The 25,047-nt window shown below is 73.7% G+C and carries 24 protein-coding genes; 13 read left to right on the top strand and 11 right to left on the bottom strand.

The window, feature by feature from the left end:
- Window position 1: 1 nt before the first annotated feature.
- Entirely contained in the window at window positions 2-1,324 is a 1,323-nt protein-coding gene (locus ACFY0X_RS04600) for a hypothetical protein (protein WP_387748722.1), read from the bottom strand.
- 163 nt (window positions 1,325-1,487) lie between these two features.
- On the bottom strand, window positions 1,488-2,849 hold the full coding sequence (locus ACFY0X_RS04595) for a glutamine synthetase family protein (RefSeq protein ID WP_387748720.1): 1,362 nt from the start codon (window positions 2,847-2,849) through the stop codon (window positions 1,488-1,490).
- A 217-nt stretch (window positions 2,850-3,066) separates the two neighbouring features.
- Between ACFY0X_RS04595 and ACFY0X_RS04590 the strand changes: the two genes are divergently transcribed.
- On the top strand, window positions 3,067-4,821 hold the full coding sequence (locus tag ACFY0X_RS04590) for an NAD+ synthase (RefSeq protein ID WP_387748718.1): 1,755 nt from the start codon (window positions 3,067-3,069) through the stop codon (window positions 4,819-4,821).
- A 63-nt stretch (window positions 4,822-4,884) separates the two neighbouring features.
- On the opposite strand, the gene ACFY0X_RS04585 is transcribed toward ACFY0X_RS04590, so the two are convergent.
- The 3 genes from ACFY0X_RS04585 to ACFY0X_RS04575 form a co-directional block, all read right to left on the bottom strand.
- Window positions 4,885-5,946, bottom strand: coding sequence for an endonuclease/exonuclease/phosphatase family protein (locus tag ACFY0X_RS04585; protein ID WP_387748716.1), 1,062 nt, complete (start codon window positions 5,944-5,946; stop codon window positions 4,885-4,887).
- Between the two features lie 284 nt (window positions 5,947-6,230).
- Complete coding sequence (locus ACFY0X_RS04580; RefSeq protein WP_387748714.1) at window positions 6,231-6,860, bottom strand: TetR/AcrR family transcriptional regulator; 630 nt, start codon at window positions 6,858-6,860, stop codon at window positions 6,231-6,233.
- Window positions 6,861-7,025: 165 nt separating this feature from the next.
- Complete coding sequence (locus tag ACFY0X_RS04575; protein ID WP_387748712.1) at window positions 7,026-8,633, bottom strand: MFS transporter; 1,608 nt, start codon at window positions 8,631-8,633, stop codon at window positions 7,026-7,028.
- Between the two features lie 302 nt (window positions 8,634-8,935).
- Between ACFY0X_RS04575 and panB the strand changes: the two genes are divergently transcribed.
- From panB to ACFY0X_RS04560, 3 genes are all read left to right on the top strand, one after another.
- Entirely contained in the window at window positions 8,936-9,805 is an 870-nt protein-coding gene (panB, locus tag ACFY0X_RS04570; RefSeq protein WP_387748710.1) for a 3-methyl-2-oxobutanoate hydroxymethyltransferase, read from the top strand.
- Between the two features lie 176 nt (window positions 9,806-9,981).
- The gene (locus tag ACFY0X_RS04565; protein WP_387748708.1) at window positions 9,982-11,004 is read left to right on the top strand and encodes an ATP-binding cassette domain-containing protein; all 1,023 of its coding nucleotides are present in this window, start codon (window positions 9,982-9,984) and stop codon (window positions 11,002-11,004) included.
- Window positions 11,001-11,834: an ABC transporter permease gene (locus ACFY0X_RS04560; RefSeq protein WP_387748706.1), complete on the top strand. Its 834-nt coding sequence runs from the start codon at window positions 11,001-11,003 to the stop codon at window positions 11,832-11,834. Before ACFY0X_RS04565 ends, ACFY0X_RS04560 begins: the two co-directional genes overlap by 4 nt.
- 185 nt (window positions 11,835-12,019) lie before the next feature.
- Here ACFY0X_RS04560 and ACFY0X_RS04555 read toward each other — a convergent pair whose 3' ends face one another.
- Window positions 12,020-15,421, bottom strand: a complete 3,402-nt coding sequence (locus ACFY0X_RS04555) for a BTAD domain-containing putative transcriptional regulator (RefSeq protein WP_387748704.1) — start codon at window positions 15,419-15,421, stop codon at window positions 12,020-12,022.
- Between the two features lie 198 nt (window positions 15,422-15,619).
- Here ACFY0X_RS04555 and ACFY0X_RS04550 point away from each other — a divergent pair, with 198 nt between their 5' ends.
- Window positions 15,620-16,435 carry a site-2 protease family protein gene (locus tag ACFY0X_RS04550; RefSeq protein WP_387748702.1) on the top strand — a complete coding sequence of 272 codons (816 nt, stop codon included), beginning with the start codon at window positions 15,620-15,622 and terminating at the stop codon, window positions 16,433-16,435.
- A 35-nt stretch (window positions 16,436-16,470) separates the two neighbouring features.
- Here ACFY0X_RS04550 and ACFY0X_RS04545 read toward each other — a convergent pair whose 3' ends face one another.
- Window positions 16,471-16,656 carry a hypothetical protein gene (locus tag ACFY0X_RS04545; RefSeq protein WP_387748700.1) on the bottom strand — a complete coding sequence of 62 codons (186 nt, stop codon included), beginning with the start codon at window positions 16,654-16,656 and terminating at the stop codon, window positions 16,471-16,473.
- Window positions 16,657-16,768: 112 nt separating this feature from the next.
- Entirely contained in the window at window positions 16,769-17,461 is a 693-nt protein-coding gene (gene npdG / locus ACFY0X_RS04540; RefSeq protein ID WP_387748698.1) for an NADPH-dependent F420 reductase, read from the bottom strand.
- Window positions 17,462-17,508: 47 nt separating this feature from the next.
- Here npdG and ACFY0X_RS04535 point away from each other — a divergent pair, with 47 nt between their 5' ends.
- From ACFY0X_RS04535 to ACFY0X_RS04525, 3 genes are all read left to right on the top strand, one after another.
- On the top strand, window positions 17,509-18,177 hold the full coding sequence (locus tag ACFY0X_RS04535; RefSeq protein WP_387748696.1) for a hypothetical protein: 669 nt from the start codon (window positions 17,509-17,511) through the stop codon (window positions 18,175-18,177).
- A gap of 72 nt (window positions 18,178-18,249) precedes the next feature.
- Entirely contained in the window at window positions 18,250-19,587 is a 1,338-nt protein-coding gene (locus ACFY0X_RS04530) for an MFS transporter (RefSeq protein WP_387748694.1), read from the top strand.
- Window positions 19,588-19,600: 13 nt separating this feature from the next.
- Window positions 19,601-20,398, top strand: a complete 798-nt coding sequence (locus ACFY0X_RS04525; protein ID WP_387748692.1) for a hypothetical protein — start codon at window positions 19,601-19,603, stop codon at window positions 20,396-20,398.
- A gap of 52 nt (window positions 20,399-20,450) precedes the next feature.
- On the opposite strand, the gene ACFY0X_RS04520 is transcribed toward ACFY0X_RS04525, so the two are convergent.
- Window positions 20,451-20,678 carry a hypothetical protein gene (locus ACFY0X_RS04520; protein ID WP_387748690.1) on the bottom strand — a complete coding sequence of 76 codons (228 nt, stop codon included), beginning with the start codon at window positions 20,676-20,678 and terminating at the stop codon, window positions 20,451-20,453.
- A 113-nt stretch (window positions 20,679-20,791) separates the two neighbouring features.
- Between ACFY0X_RS04520 and map the strand changes: the two genes are divergently transcribed.
- Complete coding sequence (map, locus tag ACFY0X_RS04515) at window positions 20,792-21,637, top strand: type I methionyl aminopeptidase (protein WP_387748688.1); 846 nt, start codon at window positions 20,792-20,794, stop codon at window positions 21,635-21,637.
- Window positions 21,638-21,700: 63 nt separating this feature from the next.
- Here the strand turns inward: map and ACFY0X_RS04510 are convergent, their stop codons facing one another.
- Window positions 21,701-22,396, bottom strand: a complete 696-nt coding sequence (locus ACFY0X_RS04510) for a bifunctional DNA primase/polymerase (protein ID WP_387748686.1) — start codon at window positions 22,394-22,396, stop codon at window positions 21,701-21,703.
- Between the two features lie 512 nt (window positions 22,397-22,908).
- On the opposite strand from ACFY0X_RS04510, the gene ACFY0X_RS04505 reads away from it, so the two are divergent.
- Window positions 22,909-23,127 carry a hypothetical protein gene (locus ACFY0X_RS04505; protein WP_387748684.1) on the top strand — a complete coding sequence of 73 codons (219 nt, stop codon included), beginning with the start codon at window positions 22,909-22,911 and terminating at the stop codon, window positions 23,125-23,127.
- Between the two features lie 41 nt (window positions 23,128-23,168).
- Entirely contained in the window at window positions 23,169-23,366 is a 198-nt protein-coding gene (locus ACFY0X_RS04500; RefSeq protein WP_387748682.1) for a hypothetical protein, read from the top strand.
- 81 nt (window positions 23,367-23,447) lie between these two features.
- Here ACFY0X_RS04500 and ACFY0X_RS04495 read toward each other — a convergent pair whose 3' ends face one another.
- Window positions 23,448-24,137: a PadR family transcriptional regulator gene (locus ACFY0X_RS04495; RefSeq protein ID WP_387748680.1), complete on the bottom strand. Its 690-nt coding sequence runs from the start codon at window positions 24,135-24,137 to the stop codon at window positions 23,448-23,450.
- 154 nt (window positions 24,138-24,291) lie between these two features.
- Here ACFY0X_RS04495 and ACFY0X_RS04490 point away from each other — a divergent pair, with 154 nt between their 5' ends.
- Window positions 24,292-24,690 (top strand): ACT domain-containing protein, encoded by a 399-nt coding sequence (locus ACFY0X_RS04490; protein WP_387748678.1) that lies wholly within the window; start codon window positions 24,292-24,294, stop codon window positions 24,688-24,690.
- Window positions 24,691-24,785: 95 nt separating this feature from the next.
- On the top strand, window positions 24,786-25,043 hold the full coding sequence (locus tag ACFY0X_RS04485) for a Prokaryotic metallothionein (RefSeq protein ID WP_387748676.1): 258 nt from the start codon (window positions 24,786-24,788) through the stop codon (window positions 25,041-25,043).
- Window positions 25,044-25,047 lie beyond the last annotated feature (4 nt).

Raw genomic sequence — 25,047 nt, 5'->3', positions numbered from 1 at the left:
GTCAGGAGGAGCGACGGCGGCGGCCGATCCGCATGGCCGCCGCGCCCGCCGCGACGAACGCCGCCGAGAGGCCGAGCAGGACCGGCGAGGTCTCGCTCCCCGTCTCGGCCAGCTCGCCGTGGTGCCAGCCGTTCCCGTCCGCGTGGCTGCCCTGGTGGCCTTCGTGGCCCTGGTGGCCCTCGTGACCCCCGTGGCCCTGCTGGCCCTGCTGGCCCTGCTGGCCCCCGTGACCCTGGTGGCCCTGGTGGGTCGGCCGGTGGACCGTTCCCGCGCCGTACTTGGCGTTGTTCACGTTGGAGTTGTTGTTCGAGTTGTTGCTGGAGTTGTTGCTGGACTGCGAGGCCGACTGGCTGTTGTTCGCCGTGTTCTGCGCGGAGTTGCTCGCCGAGTTGGTCGCGGAGTTGGCCGCGGAGTTGTTGGCGTTGCTGCTGGCGGTGTTGTTCGCGCTGTTGTCGAGGCTGTTGTTGATGGTGTTCTGCACGACGACCGTCACGTTGACGTTCTGGTCCTGGCTCTGCTGACCGTTCTGGGACTGGGACTGGTTCTGGGCCTCGGACTGGCTCTGAGTCTGGGACTGGCTCTGCGGGGCACCGCCCCCGCCGTTGCCACCGTTCCCGCCGTTGCCCCCGTTGCCCCCGTTCCCACCGTTCCCGCCGTTGCCCCCGTTCCCGCCGTTACCGCCATTGCCTCCGTTCCCGCCGTTGCCGCCGTTCCCGCCATTGCCGCCGTTGCCCCCGTGCCCGCCGTGGTCCCCGTGGTCCCCATGCCCGCCGTGGTCCCCGTGGTCGCCAGGGGGGCAGGGGCAGGCGTGGTGGTGCTGGTGGTGGTGGCAGTGCTTGGCGGTGAAGCCCGACAGTTCGTTCAGCTCGCTCAGTTCGTCGGCGAACCCGAGCATCGGCGACTGGCCGCCGCCCCGCCCGCGCTCGGCGTCCTCCTCGCTCGGCTGGCCCTCCTCGTCCTGCTCGGTTCCTTCCTCTGCCTGCCCGGTGCCTTCGTCGGCCGGCCGGACCGCCTCGGCAGCGGCCGGCGCCTGACCGCCGGGCGCCGCCGCGGCCGTGTCGCCGTCCGAACGGTTGACCTGACGGCCCGCCGACTTGGCCGGGGCGGCGTCGTGGTTGCCGAAGGTCCAGGCGTGGGTGGTGTTGCCGTTGCCCTCCGCGGCCTGACGGAGGAGTCCGTCGACCCACTCACCCTGGGCCGCCGCCGATGCGGCGCCCGCGCGGTGGTCGACGGAGGACGAGGCGTAGGCCGCGGAGCCGGCACCCCACACAAGGGCGGCCGAGGTCAGTCCGGACAGGGCCAGGGTGGTGATTCGAGTACGCATGACACTCCAGGATGATCCGCAAAACGGATCTTCTGAATACGCCTCTCGCTCACCCCTCCACGGCTCGCACCGCTGCAGAGTAACCCCGTTGGCCCAACGGATTAACGTGCGTGGACGCACACCGCCCGCACGCCCCGGACGACCCGAGCCGATTGACTGATCATCAGAGCACCTGGAGGTTCTTCCGCAGCTCGAACGGCGTCACCTCGGAGCGGTACTCCTCCCACTCGTGCTTCTTGTTGCGGAGGAAGAAGTCGAAGACGTGCTCGCCGAGGGTCTCGGCGACGAGTTCGCTGCGCTGCATCAGGTCGATGGCCTCGCCGAGGTTCTGCGGCATCGGCTGGATGCCGAGGGCGCGGCGCTCGGAGTCGGACAGCGCCCACACGTCGTCGTCGGCGCCGGGCGGGAGCTCGTAGCCCTCCTCGATGCCCTTGAGGCCGGCCGCGAGGGTGACGGCGTAGGCGAGGTAGGGGTTGCAGCCGGTGTCGAGGGAGCGGACCTCGATCCGGGTGGAGCCCTGCTTGCCCGGCTTGTACATCGGCACCCGGATCAGCGCCGAGCGGTTGTTGTGGCCCCAGCAGATGTAGGACGGTGCCTCGCCGCCGGCCCCGGCGGTGCGCTGGGAGCCGCCCCAGATCCTCTTGTACGAGTTCACCCACTGGTTGGTGACGGCGGCGGTCTCGGCGGCGTGCCGCAGCAGGCCGGCGATGAAGGAGCGGCCGACCTTGGACAGCTGGTACTCGGCGCCGGACTCGTGGAAGGCGTTGCGGTCGCCCTCGAACAGCGAGACGTGGGTGTGCATGCCGCTGCCGGGGTGCTCGGAGAACGGCTTGGGCATGAAGCTCGCGTGCACGCCCTGCTCCAGCGCGACCTCCTTCATGACCAGCCGGAAGGTCATGATGTTGTCGGCGGTGGAGAGCGCGTCGGCGTAGCGCAGGTCGATCTCCTGCTGGCCGGGGGCGCCCTCGTGGTGCGAGAACTCGACCGAGATGCCCATCGACTCCAGCATGGTGATCGCCTGGCGGCGGAAGTCGTGGCCCACCCCGCGCGGGGTGTGGTCGAAGTAGCCGGACTGGTCGGCGGGGATCGGCGGGGTGCCATCGCCGGGCAGGTTCTTCAGCAGGAAGAACTCGATCTCCGGGTGGGTGTAGAAGGTGAAGCCCAGATCGGAGGCCTTCTCCAGGGTGCGCTTGAGCACGAACCGGGGGTCGGCGAAGGACGGCGAGCCGTCCGGCATCAGGATGTCGCAGAACATCCGGGCGGTGCCCGGGGTCTCCGAGCGCCACGGCAGGATCTGGAAGGTGGTCGGGTCCGGCTTGGCGATCATGTCGGACTCGTACACCCGGGCGAATCCCTCGATCGCCGAGCCGTCGAAGCCGATGCCCTCCTCGAAGGCCTGCTCCAGTTCGGCTGGTGCCACCGCGACCGACTTGAGGAACCCGAGCACGTCGGTGAACCACAGCCGGACGAACCTGATGTCACGCTCTTCGAGCGTCCGAAGCACGAACTGCTGCTGCTTGCCCATGGGGACAGTCTCACCTCTGCTCTTTACGCTCGTGTTACGCCCCCCGCGGCCCCCGGAAAGACCTCGTGAAGCGGTTGCCCCCATCATGGCCGATCCCGGCCCGCCCCGGCAGCGCCGACCCCTGTCGTCGTCCCCGCCACAGGCCCCCGCCCGCCCCCGGCCGCCCTCGGCCGACCCTGCCCAGGACATTGCGTCAGTTAGACGATAAACTCGGAGCATGCCCAATCTCCGTCTCGCCCTGAGCCAGATCGACCCCTGGGTCGGTGACCTCGCCCGCAACAGCGATGAGGTGGTGCGCTGGACCAAGCAGGCCGTGGAGGCCGGCGCGCAGCTGGTCGCCTTCCCCGAGATGGTTCTCACCGGGTACCCGGTGGAGGACCTCGCCCTGCGCCGCTCCTTCGTGGAGGCCTCCCGCGGCGCGCTGGTCGAGCTGGCCGGCCGGCTCGCGGCCGACGGGCTGGGTGAGGTCCCGGTGGTGGTCGGCTACCTGGGGCGTTCCGAGCACGCCTCGCCGCGCTTCAACCGCCCGGCCGGCTCCCCGCAGAACTGCGCGGCCGTGCTGCACCGGGGCCGGGTGGTCACCCGCTTCGCCAAGCACCACCTGCCCAACTACGGCGTGTTCGACGAGTTCCGCTGGTTCGTCCCGGGCGACCAGCTGCCGGTGCTGCGGGTGCACGGGGTGGACGTCGCGCTGGCCATCTGCGAGGACATCTGGCAGGACGGCGGCCGGGTCACCGCCGCCCGCGAGGCCGGCGCCGGGCTGCTGCTGGTGGTCAACGGCTCCCCGTACGAGCGGAACAAGGACGACCAGCGGCTGGAGCTGGTGCGGCGCCGGGCCGCCGAGGCGGGCTGCACCCTGGCCTACGTCAACATGGTCGGCGGCCAGGACGAGCTGGTCTTCGACGGGGACTCGATCGTGGTCGGCGCGGACGGCGAAGTCCTGGCCCGCTCGCCGCAGTTCGAGGAGCACCTGCTGGTGCTGGACCTCGACCTGCCGGCCGCGTCGGGCGACGACACCGACGGCCTGCTGCTGACCGACGGGCTGCACCTGGTCCGCACCGAGCTGGGCGGCGAACCGCAGGCCGCGCCCGCCGGGCGGCTCACCGCCGAGGTGGCGCCGCGGCTCTCGGACGAGGCCGAGATCTGGGCCGCGCTGGTCTCCGGCACCCGGGCGTACGTAGCCAAGAACGGCTTCCGGTCCGTGCTGATCGGCCTCTCGGGCGGCATCGACTCCGCGCTGGTGGCCGCGATCGCGGCGGACGCGGTCGGCCCGGAGAACGTGCACTGCGTCTCGATGCCCAGCCGCTACTCCTCCCAGCACTCCCGGGACGACGCGGCCGAACTGGCCCGCCGCACCGGGGTGAACTTCCGGACCGTCTCCATCGCCCCGATGTTCGACGCCTACCTGGCGGCCACCGAACTCACCGGCCTGGCCGAGGAGAACCTCCAGTCCCGGCTGCGCGGCACCCTGCTGATGGCGATCTCCAACCAGGAGGGGCACATCGTGCTCGCGCCCGGCAACAAGAGCGAGCTGGCGGTCGGCTACTCGACCCTGTACGGCGACTCGGTGGGTGCCTACGGGCCCATCAAGGACGTCTACAAGTCGCTGGTCTTCCGGCTGGCCCACTGGCGCAACGAGGAGGCCGGGCGGCGCGGCGAGGTGCCGCCGATCCCGGAGAACACCATCACCAAGCCGCCGTCCGCCGAGCTGCGGCCGGACCAGGTGGACACCGACTCGCTGCCCGACTACGACCTGCTGGACACCGTGCTGGCCCGCTACATCGAGGACGACGAGGGCCGGGACGCGATCGTGGCGGCCGGCTTCGACCCGGCCGTGGTGGACCGGGTGGTCCGGCTGGTCGACACCGCCGAGTACAAGCGGCGCCAGTACCCGCCGGGCCCGAAGGTCTCGGCGAAGAACTTCGGCCGGGACCGCCGCCTGCCGATCACCAACCGCTGGCGGCGCGGTTAGGACCTGTGCGCGGGTCACCCTGGCGGCGGCGGGGGGGGGGCCCCACCCGCCGCCGCGGCGCGGCTAGCGGGCCGGCTGGTACCGGTAGGTGGCGGCCACCGGGAGGTGGTCGCTGCCGTCCCGGGGCAGGGTGCGGGAGTCGACCGGGTCCAACCCGCCCTTGCTCATGATCTGGTCGATCCGGGCCATCGGGAAGGCGGCCGGCCAGCTGAAGCCGAAGCCGTCCCCGGCGGCGCCCTGGGCCGAGCGCATCTGCGAGGTGACCGGGGCCAGACTGCGGTCGTTCATGGTGCCGTTGAGGTCGCCGAGCAGCAGGACCTTCTTCAGCGGCTCGGTCTGGATCGCGTCGCCGAGCGCCTGGGCGCTGAGGTCGCGCTGGTTGACGGTGAAGCCGCCCTCGGCCTTCAGCCGCACCGAGGGCAGGTGCGCCACGTACACCGCGAGCGGCCCCTGCGGGGTGGTGACCTCGGCCCGGAACGCCCTGGTCCAGCCCATCCTCAGGTTCACCGGGGTGATGTCGTCGAGCGGGTACTTCGACCAGAGCCCGACCGTGCCCTGCACGGTGTGGTGCGGGTAGGCGTCCGCGAGCCCGGTCTCGTACGCGCGCAGCTGCCGGCCGGCCAGCTCCTGCAGGGCGACGATCTGGGCGCCGGAGTCCACCAGGGTGCGGATGGTGCCCGGCACGTCGGTGTTGGCCGCGGCGACGTTGTGGCTGACCACCGTCCAGTCGCCCTTGCCGCCGCTCTTGTCGGACAGCAGGCCGCCGAACAGGTTGACCCAGAGCACGAGGGGCAGCAGCAGCGCGATCAGCGCGGTGGCGGAGCGGCGCAGCAGCGCGGGCACCAGCAGCACCGGGACGGCCAGGCCCAGCCAGGGCAGGAAGGTCTCCAGCAGGCTGCCGAGGTTGCCGGCGCTGTTGGTCACCTCGGCGTGGAAGGCCAGCAGCGCCGCCGTGAGCACGGCCGGCACGGCGGTCACCAGGCCGCGCCGCCAGGTGTTGCTGCCGCGGGCGTCCCGGCCCCAGTGGCGCAGGCCGAGGAAGTCGCCGCGACGCGCCGCGGGGGCCGGGCCGTCGGCGCCGCCCCCGGGGGCCGCGATCCGCTCGGTCCTGTCCGCCTGCGCCATGAAGTGGCTCCCGTCGCTCGTGCCGTCGCCGCTCCGGGGGCCGTCCCGTCGAAGGTGCGGGTACCCACCGGACCGGTGCCGGTGTGGTCGGATCCCGGCTCAGCCTATGCCGGGACAGACGCCGGTCCCGGCTGGACGGGTTCCGGCGCGGCCCGGTTTGGTGAGCGAGGCCACGTCAGGGGGCACGTCCGAGCCCGTGGACGGGGCCGCGCCCCAGGCCGCGTACGGAGCGCGTACGGAGCGCGTCGAGCGCGGTCGAGCGCGCTCGGACGGCGTCAGCGCGGTCAGCGCGGCCCGAGGCCTTCGAGCACCGAGTCGACCAGCTTGCGGGCCAGGTCCGGGTCCTCCAGGTCGGAGTCGTCCCACAGGATGCTGCGGTAGAGGATCGGCCCCATCAGCAGGTCGTTGAGCAGGTCCAGGTCGAGGTCGTCGCGGATCACGCCCTCGGCGACGGCCTGGCGGATCAGCCGGAGCCCGACCTCCCGGCGCGGCTTGATCACCCGGTCCCGGTAGGCGGAGTACAACTCGGGCAGGGTCTGCATCTGGCCGAGGGCGGCCTTGAGCACCCAGCGGGTGCGCTTGGCCAGGCCGCGCCGGCGGATGTGGTCGACCAGCGCGATCAGGTCGGCCCGGGCGCCGGCGCCGGTGGGCTCCGGCAGCGGCTCCTCCAGCCGGCTGACCACGTCGACCAGCAGGGCCTCCTTGTTGGACCAGCGCCGGTAGATGGTGGCCTTGCCGACCCCGCCGGCCGCGGCGATGCCCTCGATGGTGAGCTCGGACAGCGCGGTGCCGCCGGCCATCAGCTCCTCGACGGCCGTGAAGATGGCCTGTTCGGCGGCCTCGCTGCGGGGCCGGCCACGGCGCACCTCCGCGCAGGACTGCCCGGTGTCGGCGGTCGGCGTGTCCGTCTTCATCCCCGCTGTCTCTCCCTCGCTGTCCCCCGGCCGCGCTGGCGCCGTGGTGTGTCCCTCGGTGGGTCCGACGGCAGCGGCGCTGCCCTGGACCGAGGCCCTGTCACCCGGGGCGTACCCGGGTGACAGGGCCATTGTCACTCAGTCGCGGAGCGGCCCGGCCGCTGGTCAGGCGTCCGCGGCCGCGGCCTCCCGCTCCCGGCCGCCCGGCTCCGGGACCGGACCGGCCGGGCCCGCGGGGGCGGCCGACCGGCGCGGCAGCAGCAGCCAGGCGACGACGGCGCCGATCACCGAGACGCCCGCCGAGAGCGAGGCCACCACGTGCATGGCGTGGATGAAGGAGTCGTTCGCCGGGGTGATCAGCGCCTGGCCGCCGGGGATCCGGTCGGCGATGGCGAGGGTGGCCTCCAGCGACTCGCCGGCCTTGTCGCGCAGCCCCTCCGGCAGGCGGGTCAGGGTGTCGGCCATCCCGTCGCGGTAGACGGTGGACAGCACCGCGCCGAGCACGGCGACCCCGAGCGAGCCGCCGACCTGGCGGAAGGTGTTGTTGACGGCCGAGCCGGCGCCGGCCTTCTCCCGGGGCAGCGAGGCCATGATCGCGACGGTGACCGGCGGCATGACGTGCGCCATGCCGGCGCCCATCACCAGGCCGAGCAGGACCAGCACCCAGATCGGGGTGGTGGCGGTCAGCACGACGTAGCCGAGGAAGCCGACCGCGACCAGCAGCATGCCGCCGGTGGCGGTGGCGGCGACGCCGAGCCGGTCGACCACCAGCCGGGCCCGCGGGGCGAACACCAGCTGGGCGGCGGCCAGCGGCAGCATCAGCACGCCGGCCTGGAGGGCGCTGTAGCCGCGCACGCTCTGGATGTAGAAGACGCCGAAGAACGAGACGCCCATCAGCGCGAAGAAGACCACGCCGACGACCACCACGGAGGCGCTGAACACCTTGTTGCGGAACCAGGTCACGTCCAGCGCGGGGAACGCGGTGCGGCGCTCGAACCAGACGAAGGCGACCAGCGCGACCACGCCGACCAGCGTCGGCGCCCAGGCCTCGACCGCGGTGAAGTCGGCCAGCTCGCCGCCCTTGATGATGCCGTAGATCAGCGCGACCAGGCCGACGATCGACAGCAGCACGCCGACCGGGTCCATCCGGCCCGGATCGGGGTCCTTGGACTCGGGGACCAGGACGACCATCGCGATCACCGCGACGACCACGATCGGGACGTTGACCAGGAAGACCGAGCCCCACCAGAAGTGCTCGATCAGCAGGCCGCCGGTGATCGGGCCGATGGCGATGGCCAGGCCGACCGCGCCGGCCCAGATCCCGATCGCCTTGGGCTGCTCGGAGCGCTCGAAGACGTTCATGATGATCGCCAGCGTGGCGGGCATCGCGAGCGCGCCGCCGACGCCCATCAGGGCGCGGTAGCCGATGAGTTCACCGGGCGAGGCGGCCAGCGCGGACAGCAGCGAGGCGATGCCGAAGACCACCATGCCGGCCAGCAGCGCGCGCTTGCGGCCGAACCGGTCGCCGAGCAGGCCGGAGGTGAACAGCAGCCCGGCGAAGACCAGGGTGTAGGAGTTGATCGACCATTCCAGGTCGCTCTGGGTGGCCCCGAGACCGACCGGCGCGGGGGTCGCGATGGTCTTCATCGCGACGTTGAGGATCGAGTTGTCGAGCACGACGACGAGCAGGGCGAGCAGCAGGGTGCCGAGGATCGCCCAGCGCCGGCGGTGGATGGCTTCCGGCACCCGAGGTGGCGCGGCTGCGGTGGTCATTGGTCTTCCCGTCCGTGTTGGTGTGGCACTGGCGGGCAATTCCGAGCCGCATGCGTCTCGTAACCCCCCGGACCCAGAGTAGCCTGAAATTCGATACGAGACGAACCCGTTTCGCAAAGAACCGGCAAATTCGAGGCCGGTCGTCCACCCCGGCGCCCACCCGCCCGCGCACCCGGTGTGGCGTGGATCGCACCGGGACGAACGCACCCCTCTTTGCGCGGGCGCCGGGGCGTGCAAGCATGGAGGGGATCCGGGGACGCCGTACGGCGCCACGAGACGACAACCCTTCAGGAGTCCGTTCGATGAACGCTTCTACGCCTCCGCCTGCCCAGAACCAGGCGTCGACCGCCACCCTCTACGGTGGGGTCACCAACCGCCGCATCACCGTCCGCGACCTCGCCGCGGCCAAGCAGCGCGGCGAGCGGTGGTCGATGCTCACCGCCTACGACGCCCTCACCGCGGGCGTGTTCGACGAGGCCGGCATCCCGGTGCTGCTGGTCGGCGACTCGGCGGGCAACTGCCACCTCGGCTACGAGACCACCGTCCCGGTGACCATGGATCAGATGGTGATGCTCTCCGCCGCCGTCGTCCGCGGCACCAAGCGGGCCATGATCGTCGCCGACCTGCCGTTCGGCTCCTACCAGGAGTCCCCCGCCCAGGCCATGCACAACGCGGCCCGGCTGATGAAGGAGGCCGGGGTCGGCGCGGTCAAGCTGGAGGGCGGGGAGCGCAGCGCCCGCTCGATCGAGCTGCTGGTCGAGGCCGGCGTCCCGGTGATGGCCCACATCGGCCTCACCCCGCAGTCCGTCCACGCCCTCGGCGGCTACCCGGTCCAGGGCCGCGGCGACGAGGCGGCGCACCAGTTGCTGCGCGACGCCAAGGCCGTCCAGCAGGCGGGCGCCTTCTCGGTGGTCCTGGAGGCCGTCCCGGCCGAGCTGGCCGCCCAGGTCACCGAGCAGCTGGCGATCCCGACCGTCGGCATCGGCGGCGGGCCGGACACCGACGCCCAGGTCCTGGTCTGGACCGACATGGCCGGCATGACCGCCGGCCGGGTGCCCAAGTTCGTCAAGCAGTACGCCGACCTGCGGACCGTCCTCGGCGACGCCGCCCGCGCGTACGCCGAGGACGTGCGCACCGGCGCCTTCCCCGCTGCGGAGCACAGCTTCCACTGACGCTCCCCCGTACGGCCCCGCTCCGGACCGGAGCGGGGCCTTCGGCATGCCCGGGGCCCGCCTCGGGCATGCCCGGTCCCCGTCCGGGCGGCCGGTGACAGCGGCCTGACAGCGGGCTGGCAGCGCACCGCCCGGGCCGACAGGGAGGTGACAGCCGGGGCGGACAGCCTGGGGGCATGACACGAATCGAGACAGCCCCGAACGACCGGGGAACCACCTCCGGGAACGCCGTGGAGGTGCACGGCATCGTCAAGCACTACGGGACCACCAAGGCCCTCGACGGGGTCGACCTCACCGTGCGGGAGGGCACCGTCCTCGGGGTGCTCGGCCCCAACGGCGCGGGCAAGACCACCCTGGTGCGCATCCTCTCCACGCTGATCAAGCCGGACGCCGGCACCGCGTACGTCGGCGGCTACGACGTGCTGCGCCAGCCCAAGCAGCTGCGCCGCACGATCGGCCTGACCGGCCAGTACGCCTCGGTGGACGAACTCCTCTCCGGGTACGAGAACCTCTACCTCATCGGCCGGCTGCTCGACCTCCCCCGCCGGGAGGCCAGGGCCCGGGCCGTCGAGCTGCTGGAGCGCTTCTCGCTCACCGAGGCCGCCAAACGGCCCGCCAAGACCTACTCCGGCGGCATGCGCCGCCGCCTCGACCTGGCCGCCAGCATGATCGGCCGCCCCCGGGTGCTCTACCTGGACGAGCCCACCACCGGTCTGGACCCGCGCACCCGCAACGAGGTCTGGGACGAGGTGCAGCGGATGGTCGCCGAGGGCACCACCGTGCTGCTGACCACCCAGTACATGGAGGAGGCGGAGCAGCTCGCGAACGAGCTGACCGTCATCGACCGCGGCAAGGTGATCGCCAACGGCCTGGTGTCCGAGCTCAAGGCCAAGGTCGGCGGCCAGACCCTCCAGATCCGCCCGACCCACCCGGCCGAGCTGCCCGAGATGGCCCGCTGCCTGCGCGAGAGCGGCATCACCAGCGCCACCGTCTCCACCGACACCGGCCTGCTCGCGGTACCGATCACCGGCGAGGAGCAGCTGACCGCGGTGATCGGGGTGCTCGGCACCCGCGGCTTCGCGATCGCCGGCATCGACACCAAGGTGCCCAGCCTGGACGAGGTCTTCCTCGCCATCACCGGCAAGCCCGCGGCCGCCGCGGCGCCCGCCCCCAGCCTCGCCAAGGAGCCCGTCGCATGACCACCGCCACGCTCGCCCCCTCCCGCGGCCGGGACACCCGGCCGCCGGCGGAGGACTCCCGGATCGGCCTGGCCGGCACCCTGCGCCACGTCGGCGCGCTGACCCGGCGCAACCTGATGCGGATCAAGGCCGACCCGGAGTCGATGTTCGACGCCGTGCTGATGCCGATCATCTTCACCGTGCTGTTCGTCTACGTCTTCGGCGGCGCCATGGCCGGCGACCAGGACACCTACAAGCAGTACCTGATCCCCGGTCTGCTCGGGCAGACCGGCCTCACCCTCGCGATGGCCGTCGGCACCGGCCTCAACAGCGACTTCCAGACCGGCGTGATGGACCGCTTCCGCACCCTGCCGATCGGCCGGGCCTCGGTGCTGCTGTCCAAGATCGTCGCCGAGACCCTCCGCGGGCTGCTCTCCTTCGCGATCCTGATCGGCTTCGCGATGTGCATCGGCTTCGAGGTGAAGACCGGTCCGCTGGAGGTGCTGGCCACGATCGGCCTGGGCCTGGTGTTCGGCATGTCGATCGTCTGGATCTCGATGCTGCTGGGCATGGCCCTGCGCAGCGCCCAGGCCGTCCAGGGCGTGGCCATGCTGGTCCTGATGCCGATGCAGTTCGGCAGCTCGATCTTCGCCCGGACCGACACCATGCCGGGCTGGCTGCAGTCCTTCACCAAGGTCAACCCGCTCTCGGCACTGGCCGACGCCTCCCGCGCCCTGCTCAACGGCCAGGGCCCGGTGGCCCACCCGGTGATGATCGTGCTGATCTGGTCGGCCGCCGTCACCGCGGTGTTCGCCCCGCTGGCGGTCGCCCGCTTCCGCAAGCGGACCTGATCCGCGCGACCACCGCCGGCCCCGGTCGGGGGGAGGGTCGGCGGAACGGGGCGGCCGGCGCCCGGGACAGGCGCCGGCCGTCGTACGGGCCCGTGCGGCCGGTGACCAGGGGACGGGCACCGGCCGCACTGGCCCTCCCCCCGGCCCACCCGTCCGGGCCCGTACCGGGCCGGGGCGTCCGGGCCTCAGCCGATCAGCCGCTCCAGCAGTTCGTGGGTCTGCTCCTGGGTCATCCCGACCCCGCCCGACCGGGCCTCCTCGAACCCGGCGTCGCCCAGCAGCCGGCGCAGGACGGCCTCCGTGCGCTCGCGCTCGACCCGCTCCAGGTAGCCGCCCTTGGGGCCGTTCAGTCCGCCGTGCGCGCCACACAGCACGGCCGCCACCCGGGCCCGCTCCAGGTCCCCGTCGCGCTCGGCGAAGGCGCACAGCACCGCCGTGACCGCGGGCACCACCATGACGGTCATGTGCTCGGCGAAGCCGCTCGCGGCCGCCATCGCCCGCAGCTGCCGCCGGCCCTCGCGCAGCATCGCGAAGCCCGTGTCCGGGTCTCCGGCCCTGCCGATGATCCAGCCCCGGGAGCTCAGCAGCAGCCCGGACACCAGGCTCGGCGCGAAGCCGCCCACCCGGACCAGGTCCAGCGCGTCCAGCTCGGCCAGCGCCCGGTCGTACTCGCCGCGCTGGGTGTGGATGCCGCTGAGCGTCAGGTGGCCGAACATCAGCGCCCCGGTGGTGGACTGGTTGACGCCCGGGCTCTCGATGCAGGCCAGCGCCTGCCGGATCACCCGCTCGCCGCCGTCCATGTCCTGCTCCAGCAGGGCGGTGCCCAGGTGCACCCGCAGCATCGGCACCTCCTGCGGCGCCCCCAGCTCCTCGGCCAGTTCGATCGCCCGCCGGTACGCCTCCACGGCGGCCGCGGACTCGCCCCGGTTGGACAGCGACTCGCCGTGGGCGGCCAGCGCCTGGGAGATCCCCCAGAGGTCGCCCGCCCGCTGGTACAGCTCCAGCGAGCGCTCGCCGTCCTGGATGCTCTGCTCGGTGCCGCTCGGCCAGTCGTTCATCATCCTGGCCCGGACCTGCAGGATGAACGCCAGGTCGCTCAGCTCGCCGTACTGCTCGCAGCCGCGCACGGCGTCGTCCAGCAGGTCCTTCATCATCTCCAGGCGGCCGGCCAGGAAGGCCCCGAACACCCGCATCAGCGCCGGGAAGCGGTAGGACTGCGGCAGGTCCGGGGTGTAGGCGTCCAGCATCCGCTGGGCGACGTCGACCGCCTCCGGGTCGCCGAGGACGTCCAGGTTGCCCTCGAACAGCCCGATCAGCCGGTACATCGCGAGCAGCCGGCGGGCCTCCTCGACCACCTCCGCGGGCAGCGGCAGCTCGTACGAGAGCACGCCGCGCTCCAGCGGCACCGGCGGCGGGGCGTCCGGGCCGAACGGGTCCGGGCCGAGCGCGACGACCGCGTTGTACCAGGTGCGCGCCTCCATGCTGTAGCCGCGCAGCGACCAGTACCAGCTCATGCCGAGGGCGATGAGCAGCGCCTGCTCCTCGTCCCGCAGGTCGATCGCCCGGCGCAGCGCCGTCCGGATGTTGTCCTGCTCGCGCTCCAGCACGGCCAGCCAGTGCAGCTGGCGGGGGCCGTGGATCTGCCCGTCGGCGACGGTGAGCATGGTGCGGAAGTGCGCCACGTGGCGGGCCTCGGTGGCGGCGCGCTCGGCGGCCGACTCGGCGAGGCGCTCGGTCGCGTACTCGTGGATGGTCTCCAGCATCCGGTAGCGCGGCAGGCTGGCCCCGTCCAGGTCGGCCACCAGCAGCGACTTGTCGACCAGCGACAGCAGCAGGTCGGCGACCTCCCCGGAGGGCACCTCGACGCCGTCGCCGCAGACCGCCTCGGCGTCCTCCAGCTGCCAGCCGCCCGCGAACACCGAGAGCCGGCGCAGCACCGCCCGCTCCCGCTTGCCCAGCAGGTCCCAGCTCCAGTCGACCACCGCGCGCAGGGTCTGCTGGCGCGGCAGCAGGGTGCGGCTGCCCGCGGTGAGCAGCGCGAACCGGCCGTCCAGCCGGTCGGCTATCTGGCGCGCGGTCATCACCCGCAGCCGGGCGGCGGCCAGTTCGATGGCCAGCGGCAGACCGTCCAGCCGGCGGCAGATCTCGGCGCAGGCCTCCGGGTCGCTCCCCGGGTCGAAGCCGGGACGGGCGGCGGCCGCGCGCTCGGTGAACAGCCGCAGCGCGACCGGGTCGGGCAGCGGCTCGACCGGCAGCACCGTCTCGCCGGGCACGCCCAGCGGTTCGCGGCTGGTGGCGAGCACGGTCAGCCCGGGGCACTCGGCGAGCAGGACGTCGGCGAGGTCGGCGGCGGCCTGGACCAGGTGCTCGCAGTTGTCCAGGACGAGCAGCATCCGGCGGTGGCCGCAGTGCTCGACCAGCCGGCGCACCGGGTCCTCGGCGCGCTTCTCGATCACCTCGGCGACCATGCTGGTGCTGTGCAGCACGATCTCGCGCAGGCCGAGCGCCGAGACCACGGCGGCGGGCACCGCGTCCGGGCTCTCCAGCGGGGCGAGTTCGGCCACCCAGACGCCGTCCGGCCAGGCCCCGGCGGCCTGTTCGGCGCGGCCGGCCTCGGTCGAGAGGCTGGTCTTGCCGGAGCCGCCGGGTCCGGTCAGGGTCACCAGCCGACGGTCCGTCAGCATGCCGCGCAATGCGGCCAGATCGTCCTCGCGACCGACGAAGCTGGTCAGCCGGCCGCGCAGATTGCCGACGGGGCGCGGGAGTCGGGGCGCCGGGGCCGGGGGCGGAGCGGGCGCCTGGGTGGGCGGCGGAGCGGGCGCCGGGGTGGCGGCGGGGGCCCGCACCGGCTCCGGCGCGGGCGTCTCCCGGACGGTCGGGGCGAGCAACTCGGCGTGCAGGGCGCGGAGTCCGCGGCCCGGGTCGACCCCGAGCTCCTCGGCCAGCGCGCGCCTGGTCCGCTCGTAGTGGCGCAGCGCCTCGGCCGTCCGCCCGCCCTCGTGCAGCGCCCGGATCATCAGCAGCTGCAACGACTCGTCCAGCGGCTGCCGTTCGCACAGCTCGGCCAGCTCGGCGACCAGCTCCGCGGCCCGGCCGAGGCCGAGGTCCGCGGTGATCCGGTGGCGGCGGGCCTCCTCGCGCTGGGCCTCCAGCCGGACGGCCGGGCCGGTGCGGTCCGGCAGGTCGGCCAGCGCCGGGCCGCGCCACAGCGCCAGGGCGGCCCGCAGCCGCTCGGCGGCGAGCGCGTCGTCCCCGGCGTCCAGGGCGCGGCGGCCCTCGCCGGTCAGCCGCTGGAAGTCCGCGAGGTCGGTGGCCGGGCCGGTCAGCCAGTACCCGGCCGGGCCGGAGCCGACCTCGTCCCGGCCGATGGTGCGGCGCAGCCGGCCGACCAGCGTCTGCAGCGCGGCGGAGGAGTCCTGCGGCGGCTCGGCCTCCCACACCTCGTCCACCAGCAGGTCGGCCGGGACCGGCCGGCCCTGCCGCAGGGCCAGGGCCGCGAGCAGGGCCCGCAGCCGGGCGCCGCCGATCGGTACCGGGGTGCCGTCGTCGTGGTGGGCCGTCGTCGTCCCGAGAATGCCGTAGTACACCGGACCATTCTGGTCGATCCGCGCGGCCGGGGCCGCACAATTGTGCTGGGCCCGCCCCGGCCGGGGCACGTAGGGTGGAACGCCACCGCGCGCCCGGACGTTCACCCGGAGCGGCTTGTCCGGTCACCGGCCCGCCCGGCATGATCGACCCCGGCCGGCATCCGCCCCACTTCCCCTGCCCACGGGAGCACCCACACCATGACCTTCGCCGCCACGCCGCGCTCCCGCAGCGAGGACCGCCGGATCAGCCCGGTGTTCTGGGTGCTCCTCGCCGTCCTCGGCACCTCCGGCTGGGCGGTGTTCCAGGGCTACGGCAACGCCTCGTTCGGGGTGTTCCTGTTCGTGGTCGCGGGCTGGATGGTCTCGCTCTGCCTGCACGAGTACGCCCACGCGCGCACCGCGCTGCACGGCGGCGACATCACCGTCGGCGCCAAGGGCTACCTCACGCTCAACCCGCTGAAGTACACCAACGTGCTGCTCAGCTTCGTGCTGCCGATCGTCTTCGTGATCCTCGGCGGCATCGGCCTGCCCGGCGGCTCGGTCTGGATCGAGCGGCACCGGATCAAGGGCCGGCTCAAGCACAGCCTGATCTCGGCGGCCGGCCCGCTGGTCAACCTGCTCTTCGCGGCTGTGCTGCTGATCCCGATCGGCGCCGGCTGGCTGGACGATCCGACGGTGCACGCGTACTGGAACGGCTACGAGCTGATCATCTCGCCGTTCTCCGGCGCGCTGGGCTTCCTCGGCTTCCTCCAGCTGAGCGCGGCGGTGCTGAACCTGCTGCCGGTGCCCGGGCTGGACGGCTACGGGATCGTCGAGCCCTGGCTGTCGTACAGGACCCGGCGCGCGGTCGAGCCGTTCGCCCCGTACGGGATGCTCGCGGTGTTCGCGCTGCTGTGGCAGCCCCAGGTGAACGACTTCTTCTTCGGGATCGTCCACGGCCTGATGAACCTGTTCGGCGTGGACCAGGACTACGCGACGCTCGGCCGGTACCTGTTCAGCTTCTGGAAGAACTGACCGCCGGTCCGGGGCCCCGGCAGGGGGCCGGGGCGTCAGCCCTGCTCGGCGGCCGCCGCGGCGATCCTGGCGCGGCGGCGGTCCATCCACAGCACGTTGCTGGCCACGCCGGCCAGCGGCAGCCAGATCAGCCCCACCCAGAAGCCCTGGACCAGCGAGACCACGAGGGCCACGAGCGCGAGGACGACGGCGGCCAGGGCGAAGACGGACGTGCGAGGCATGGCGGCGAGCTCCTAAACGGGTGCGGGCGGCCGGGTCACGGCCGCCACCCATTGTCGCCGACCTCACCTCCGGAGCCCGTCCAGGGGTGAGGTCGACACGGCGGGTTCCTGCTCAGACGTCGGTGATCCGCAGGCCCGCGTGGGCCTTGTAGCGGCGGTTGACCGAGATCAGGTTGGCCACCAGCGCCTCCACCTGGTGGGCGTTGCGCAGCCGGCCCGCGTAGACGCCGCGCATCCCGGGGATGCGGGCGGCCAGGCCGCGGACGACGTCGGTGGCCTCCCGGTCGTCCCCGAGCACCATGACGTCGGTGTCGATGGTCTCCACCGACTCGTCCTGGAGCAGCACCGCCGAGAGGTGGTGGAACGCCGCGGTGACCCGGGAGTCCGGCAGCAGCGCGGCGGCCTGCTGGGCGGCGCTGCCCTCCTCCGGCTTCAGCGCGTACGCGCCCTGCTTGTCGAAGCCCAGCGGGTTGACGCAGTCGACGACGATCCTGCCCGCGAGCTCCTCGCGCAGCGCCGTCAGGGTGGCGGCGTGGCCGTCCCACGGGACCGCGATGATCACCACGTCGCTCTCCCGGGCGACGGTGGCGTTGTCGGCGCCGCGCACGCCGTGGCCCAGCTCGGCCGCCGAGGCCCCGGCCCGGGCGGCGTCGCGGGAGCCGATGATCACCTGCTGGCCGGCCTTGGCCAGCCGCAGGGCCAGGCCCCGCCCCTGGTCGCCGGTGCCGCCGAGGACACCGACCACCAGCTGCGAGACGTCCGGCACCTCGTGGGCCGGGTTCGTCACTGAATCGAGGGAAGTCATGGGCCGATCCTGCCAAATCCCCGACCCGGCGGGACATCCTGGCCCGCATGGACGCGGTGAGAGTTTCGGCACTCCGGGAACGGCTGACGGGAACGGGCTGGCTGGAGGCGGTCGGCGGCTTCGCCGGGGCGCTGCGCCGCTCGGTGGAACGGCGCGGGGCGAGCGGGCTGCTGCTGGTCGGCACCGAGGCGTACGAGCCCTGGCACCTGGCCGCCCACCTGGACGACGAGGCCGCCTGGTCGGACGTCCCCCGGCTGGCACCGACCCTGCTGCGGCACCGACCGCCGGCCGACGCCCCCGCCCACCTGACGCACGACCTGCGGCGGCTGACCGAGGCCGGGCGCGGCGCCACCGTGCTGGTGGTGGTCCCCGAGGCGGTCGGCGCCCCGCTGCTGGAGCGGGTGCACGACGCCCGGCGGCAGGGGGCGACGGTGCTGGCGCTGGACGGGGGCGCCCCGGCCGGGTGCCGCGGGCTCGGCGGCCCTGACGGAGACGGCGAGCCCGGTGGGCCCGCCGACGCCGGCGGCCTGGGCGAACTCCGCGAGCTCGCCCACGAGCGGCTGACCGTCGGCACCGCCGCCGAGCAGCCCTTCGACCTCGCCCAGCACCTGGTCAGCCTCGCCGCCGGGCAGCGGGCCGGCCGCCGCTCCGTCCTGGACCGGCTCGCCGCGCTCGCCGGGCGGCTGACCTCGACGCCCGAGATCAGCCGCTGGTAGCCGGCCGCCGGCCCACCGGGCGGTCGAAAACCCTTTGCGGGAAGGGCGACCGCCGTCCGAGGATGACGGTTCGTGAACGACGACGAACCCCCGCATCCCCCCGTGCCCGGGCGCGCCCGGAAGCTGCTGGGCTCACTGACGCCCGACCTGTCCCCCTGGCGCGCCTCGCGCGACTTCCGCTACCTGTGGACCTCCGGCTGCGTCACCAGCTTCGGCAGCTTCCTGACCCTCGTCGCCGTCCCGATGCAGATCAAGGAACTCACCGACTCCTCCCTCGCGGTCGGCCTGATCGGCGCCGTCGAACTGGTCCCGCTGATCGTCTTCGGCCTCTGGGGCGGCGCCCTCGCCGACGCCATGGACCGCCGGAAGCTGGTGCTGCGCGCCGAGGCCGCGCTCGGCCTGCTGGCCGGGCTGCTGCTGCTCAACGCCCTGCTGCCGCACCCGCTGCTCTGGCCGATCTACCTGGTCGCCGCGCTGGTCGCGGCCGCCGACGGCCTCCAGCGCCCGGCACTGGACTCGCTCACCCCGCGGATCGTCCCGCACCAGCACCTGACCGCCGCGTTCGCGCTCAAGTCGCTGTACCACAACGCCGCTTCGGTGGCCGGGCCGGCGCTGGCCGGCGTCGTGGTGGCCTTCGCCGGGGTGCAGACCGCGTACGCGCTGGACATCCTCAGCTTCGCCCTCTCGCTGCTGCTGCTCGTCCGGATCAAGGCGGTGCCGCCGCCCACCGGCGCCGAACGGCCGTCCGTGCGGGCCGTGCTCACCGGCGTCCGCTACGCGTGGAGCCGCAAGGACCTGCTCGGCACCTACGCGATCGACACCTGCGCCATGCTGTTCGCCTACCCGGTGGCCGTCTTCCCCTTCCTGGCCTCCGAGTTGGGGGCGGACTGGGCGCTCGGCCCGATGTACGCGGCCTCCGCCCTCGGCGCCCTGCTGGTCGGCGCGACCAGCGGCTGGACCTCCCGCGTGCACCGGCACGGGCGGCTGCTGGTCGCCGCCGCCGTCGGCTGGGGCGGGGCGATGGCGCTCGCCGGGCTGTCCGGGCACATCGGGCTGGTGCTGCTCGGCCTGGCGCTGGCCGGCGGCGCCGACGAGATCAGCGGGCTCGCCCGCTCGACGATGTGGAACCAGTCCATCCCGGACGAGGTGCGCGGCCGGATGGCCGGCGTCGAACTGCTCAGCTACTCCGTCGGCCCGCAGCTCGGCCAGGTCCGGGCCGGCACCATGGCCGGGCTGGTCGGCGTGCGCGCCGCCGTCTGGACCGGCGGCCTCGCCTGCGTGGTCGCCGTGCTCGCGGTCGCCGCCACCCTGCCGAAGCTGCTCGCCTACGACGACCGCACCGACCCGCACGCCGCCGCCGTGCGCGCCGAGCACGAACGCGCCGCCCGGGAGGCCGCCGCCGCGGTGTGACAGACTCCGGCCCATGGCAGTCGGGGGATGGCGGAAGTGGGCGGGCGTGGTGCTCGTCCTGACCGTGCTGGCCGGCATCGCGGTCGGCTGGCTGTTCCGGCCGGACGACCGGCCCGTGCGGTCCGCGGCACAGGCGGTCCGGACCACCGGCGGGCCACCGCCCGGCCCCCAGGTGCCCGGCCCCCAGGCGCCGGGCCCGCGGGTGCCGGACCCGCGGGCGCTGGCCGACTCCCCCGAGGTGGTCGCCGCCGGCCGGGCGCTCGGCGCCGAGATCGACCGCCGGCTGGCCTCGCTCCTCCCCGCCCTCTCCGGCACCGAGGTGATCGGTGAGGGCGTCCGGGACGGCTGCGCCGTCGGGCCGAGCCGCTCCGACGGCTCCGGCACCCACTGGCCGGCCGCCGAGTGCCACCGACAGGTCGTCAAGTACCTGGCGGTGGCGGGCGATCCGCAGCAGATCCGGTCCCGCTGGGAGCCCGCGCTGACCGCCCAGGGCGCCAGGTCCGCCGACACCAACGCCTCGCCCCGCCCGGGCGAGGAGCTCTGGTACGGGTTCCCCCGGGACGGCCGCGCCGACCTGCTCGGGGTGCGCCTGGGCTTCGACGGGCGGAAGGGCCCCGAGGTCGCCGCCACCCCCGGCCTGAACGTCCCCCGGCCGCGGTCGCCCGACGACGGTGCGGCGGCCTGGGCGGACCGGGGCTCCCGCCCTCCGGAGCCGCAGGACCAGGCGGCCGCCCGGGCCTTCGCGAGCGGGCGGCGCCTCGTCGTGCTGGAGGTCTCGGAGCAGTACTTCACCGGCCCCGAGCCGGGCTGAGCGCCGCGCGCCGACCACCGGCTCCCGACCTCCCGCCCGCCCCCGCCCTCGACTACTCGGTCCCGTCCTTCGGCCGGTCGCTCCAGCGCGGGTCGTTCTGCCACTCACGGTTGCGCTCGTCCGCGATCCGCAGGGCCTGGCCGGCCTCCTCCGGGCTGGCGTACGGGCCCAGGCGGTCCTTCGCCGGGCACTCCGGGCCCTCCTCGACCTTGTCGTGCTTGATGCAGTAGAACCACTCGCCGGGTTTGCCGGTCGGCTTGCGGTTGAATCCGAGGGGCATCGCGCTCTCCCGTTCAGAAGGCCAGAAGGATGGGTCGGTACCGATCATTCCCCGCCGGGAGCGGGGTCGCACACCGCCCGGGGCCGGTCCGGCCCGGCGACTAGACTCGCCGCATGGCTCTCGTACCCGGCATCCAGTCCCCCACCCGCAAGGTCCCGGCGCACATCGCGCGCCCCGAGTACGTCGGCAAGCCCGCGCCGACGCCGTACACCGGGCCCGAGGTGCAGACCGCCGAGACGATCGAGAAGATGCGGATCGCGGGCGGGATCGCCGCCCGGGCGATGGAGGAGGCGGCCAAGCTGATCGCCCCCGGCGTCACCACCGACGCGCTGGACGCCGTCGCCCACACCTACATGTGCGACCACGGCGCCTACCCGTCCGACCTCGGCTACCGGGGCTTCCCCAAGTCCGTCTGCACCTCGATCAACGAGGTCATCTGCCACGGCATCCCGGACTCGACGGTGCTCCAGGACGGCGACATCGTCAACATCGACGCCACCGCGTACATCCACGGGGTGCACGGCGACCTCAACGCCACCTACCTGGTCGGCGACGTGGACGAGGAGTCCCGGTTGCTGGTCGAGCGCACCCGGGAATCCCTCGACCGGGCGATCAAGGCGGTCAAGCCGGGGCGCCAGATCAACGTCATCGGACGGGTCATCGAGTCCTACGCCAAGCGCTTCGGCTACGGCGTGGTGCGGGACTTCACCGGACACGGCATCAACACGTCGTTCCACTCCGGCCTGATCATCCCGCACTACGACAGCGACCGGGCCACCGAGGTGATCAAGCCGGGCATGACCTTCACCATCGAGCCGATGCTGACCCTGGGCACCTACGACTACGAGATCTGGGCGGACGGCTGGACGGTCGTCACCAAGGACCGCAAGCGCACCGCCCAGTTCGAGCACACCCTGGTGGTCACGGCGGACGGCGCGGAGATCCTCACCCTGCCGTAGGCCCGCGACGCGCGGCGCCGTGAAGCCGCGCCGCCGCGAAGCCGCGCCGCCCCGGTGGGCGCCCTAGCCGATCAGCCACTGCTCCTCGGCGACGGCGCCCACCTCGGTACAGGCGTCGGTGAGCACGTCCAGCACGCGTAGCGGGTCCGGCAGTGGCTGCTCGGGCCCGCGCAGCCACCGCACCCGGGAGCCGTCCGGCAGCGCGGCCGGCGGCAGCAGGGTGTACGAGCCGCGGCAGTGCCAGCGCAGGCCGGGGTGCTCGGACATGGTGTCCGGGGTGGAGTCGAGCGCGCTCGGCCACCACTCGTCCTCGTCCTGCGGGGTGCCCCGGGTGGCCGTGAAGAACAGGTAGCGGTCCTCGCCGACGGCGGCGACCGGGCCCTCGACGCCCGCCGCGGTCAGCCGCTCCAGCGCCAGCCGTCCGGCCTCCGCCGGGACGTCCAGCACGTCGTGCACCCGGCCGGTGGCGGTGATGAAGTTGGCCTGCGGGTCCCGGGCGAGCCAGCGGGAGAGCTGCTCGGGGTCGGTGGTGGCCTGGGTCTGCCAGGCGAAGGAGACCGGGTGCTGGGCCGGGGCCGGACACGCCACCCGGTCACAGGAACACCGGTAGCCGGCCGGGTGGGCGGCGGGCGCGAGCGGGAATCCGGCGCGCACCGCGCCGAGCAGCTGATCGAGTCCGGCGGCCGGGCCGTCCGAGCCCCCCGCTCGCTGACGATCACGCTTCTGCCACCAGGTCGTCCACCTGCTGCCGGCTTCCATCGGGCCCCTTCCGCGCAACTGCCGTGCCTGGTGCGACACAGCGTTCGACGTACCACTCCGACGCAACGCACGGCGCCCCCGGCTGCTTCCCGGAGTGCTCGGCCCTGTCGTCCGCGCCCTGCCGGCCGTGGCCCGGGGTCACCGGACGGCCGACGCCCGGGTCACGGTACGCAGTCGCGGCAGCACGCTGTCCGCGCCAAATCGGCCGGAGGGCGCGCGGATTCGCGCCTCGCCCGGCCCGTACGGGCCCGCTGACCCGGGGTGGACCCCGAGGGCGTAACAGGAAGGATAAGGGTGCGGAGGGCTTCCGGATGACCGGGGGCGGTGCCTCTCCGGTCACACTCGCGGTGACGCCCGGGGCGTACCCCGGGCACACTCCCGGCACGCCGCCCTCACGCGACCCACCGCCCGCCGTCCCCTCCGGGAGCCCCCGGTCGCCCCGCCGCGCCCCCTCCGGCGCCCCCGACCTGGCCGGTCCCCTGGGACGTCCGCGGAGGTGAGACCCTGGAGGGATGAAGAGCGCGGACACCGCATTCGTCGGCGGCCCCCTGGACGGAACGATCCTCCCGATCCCGCTGGGGCCGTTGCTCGGCGTGCCCAAGAAGTACAAGGTCCCGGTCCCCGCGCACGGCGAGGCCCCCGCGCGCACACTGGTGTACGTCCGGAGCAAGCAGGTTCGGGGCCTGAGCTGGTTCTGGCGCTACGAGTACGACGAGGCGGCCTCGGGCTGACGGCCGTCTCCTCCCTCCGCAGTCTCCCCCGGGAGGTCGGCATGGCGAGGACGGTGCGGCACCCGAGGAGCCGCCCCCGGGCGGCGGCGCACCACAACCGGCAGGTGGCCGCCGCCACCGGGGTGCTGCTCCTGGCGGTGTGCCTCTACAGCGTGGTCATCGAGCCGGACGCCTGGCTCTGGTTCGGCTGGGCGGTGCTGCTGCTGGTGTGCGTGGCGCTGTTCGCCGTCCGGCCGTAGGCCGTCCGCCGGGCCGCCCCCGGCGGCCGCACCGCCCGTCCCGCTCTTCCGCCGCGGGGCCTCCCCCCGGCCCCTGGCAGGTCAGTCATCCTCCGCGAGGATGAGGTACAGCTTCTTGCGGGCCTCGGTCAGCACCGTGAGGCCCTTGGCGCGCTGCGCCTCGGTGCCGGTGGCCATGACCTGGCGGATCGCCTGGTCGACGGCGGCGAGCGCCTGGCCGACCTCCTGGACGGCCTCCCAGTCGACCTCCCGGCCGGCCTCCGCCCACGGCTCGGCCGGCCCGGCGTCGGCCTCGGCCCGGCCCGCCTCGGTGAGCGAGACCAGCCGCTTGCCGCCGACCTCCTCCGCCGTGATCAGGCCCTCCTCCTCCAGCAGTTGGAGGTTGGGGTAGATCGACCCGGGGCTGGGCCGCCAGGCCCCGCCGGTCCGCTCGGCGATCTCGGCGATCATCTCGTAGCCGTGCATCGGCCGCTCCTTGAGCAGCGCCAGCAGCGAGGCCCGGACGTCACCGCGCCGGGCCCGCCCGCCGCGCCGCCCGTGCGGGCCCCCGCGGCGGCCGCCGTGCCCGCCGAAGCCGTGCCCGTACGGGCCGCCCATCGGCCGGCCGGGGCCGCCGAACGGCGGGCCGAACCCGCCGAACGCCTCCCGGCCCTCGGCGCCCTCCCCGGGCATGCCCCGGAAGTCCGGGCCCGGGCCGCGGCGCCGCCCCCCACCGCCACCGCCACGCGGGTCCTCCCAGCGGAAGCGCCGTCCTTGACGTTCTGAGCGCATCGCGCCCACCTCCTCGAATCGCTGAGGTTCAACGAGGCAGTCGAGTCACTGTCTCGATAGTTCGACGATATATCGGTGACTGTCGCTCGTCAACGGATTCCGACACGCCCACGGAGCACGGCGCATCCCCCGTCCAGCCGCTACGGTGACGGGCATGGCCGCAGAACGAGACCTCGCGACACTGCTGCGCGGGATGAGCCCGCAGCTCAACCCGGGGCGGTACGTCTACTGCACGCTCCCCGCGCGGGTGCCCGCCGGCATGCGACCGGTGGTGACCGTCGCCGAGCCCGAGGGGGTGACGATGGTGGTCGCCCAGGAGGAGGCGGACGCGCTCGGACTGCGCTACGAGTACGTGGCGGCCTGGATCACACTGCGGATCCACTCGGCGCTGGAGGCCGTCGGACTGACCGCCGCCGTGTCCGGCCGGCTCGCCGAGGAGGGCATCGGCTGCAACGTGGTGGCCGGCTTCCACCACGACCACCTGTTCGTCGCCGCCGACGACGCCGACCGCGCCGTCCGCGCCCTGGAGGACCTCGCCGCCCGCTCCGCCTGACGCCCTCGCCGAGTGGCCGTCTCCCCCGCCGCCTCCAACACTGGAAGTGACCGCGCGGCCACCCCTGGCCGCCCCACCGGAAGGAGACGGCCGCCATGGCCATCTGCGTCACCTGCGGCAACGACTACTGGCTGGCCTTCGAGATCAAGACGGTCACCGGCGACACCTACACCTTCGACAGCTTCGAATGCGCCATGGAGAAGCTCGCCCCGCGCTGCGAACAGTGCGACGTCCGCATCGTCGGGCACGGCGTCGAAGTGGCCGGCATGTTCTTCTGCTGCGCCAACTGCGCCCGCGTCAACGGCGGGCTCGGCGAGCAGATCCGCGACGCCGTCGGCGCGCACCCCGCCTGACCCG

Source organism: Kitasatospora sp. NPDC001547, from assembly GCF_042894165.1.
Taxonomy (GTDB): domain Bacteria; phylum Actinomycetota; class Actinomycetes; order Streptomycetales; family Streptomycetaceae; genus Kitasatospora.
Note: the sequence above shows the minus strand (reverse complement) of the source record. Positions and strands in the feature narration are given on the sequence as shown.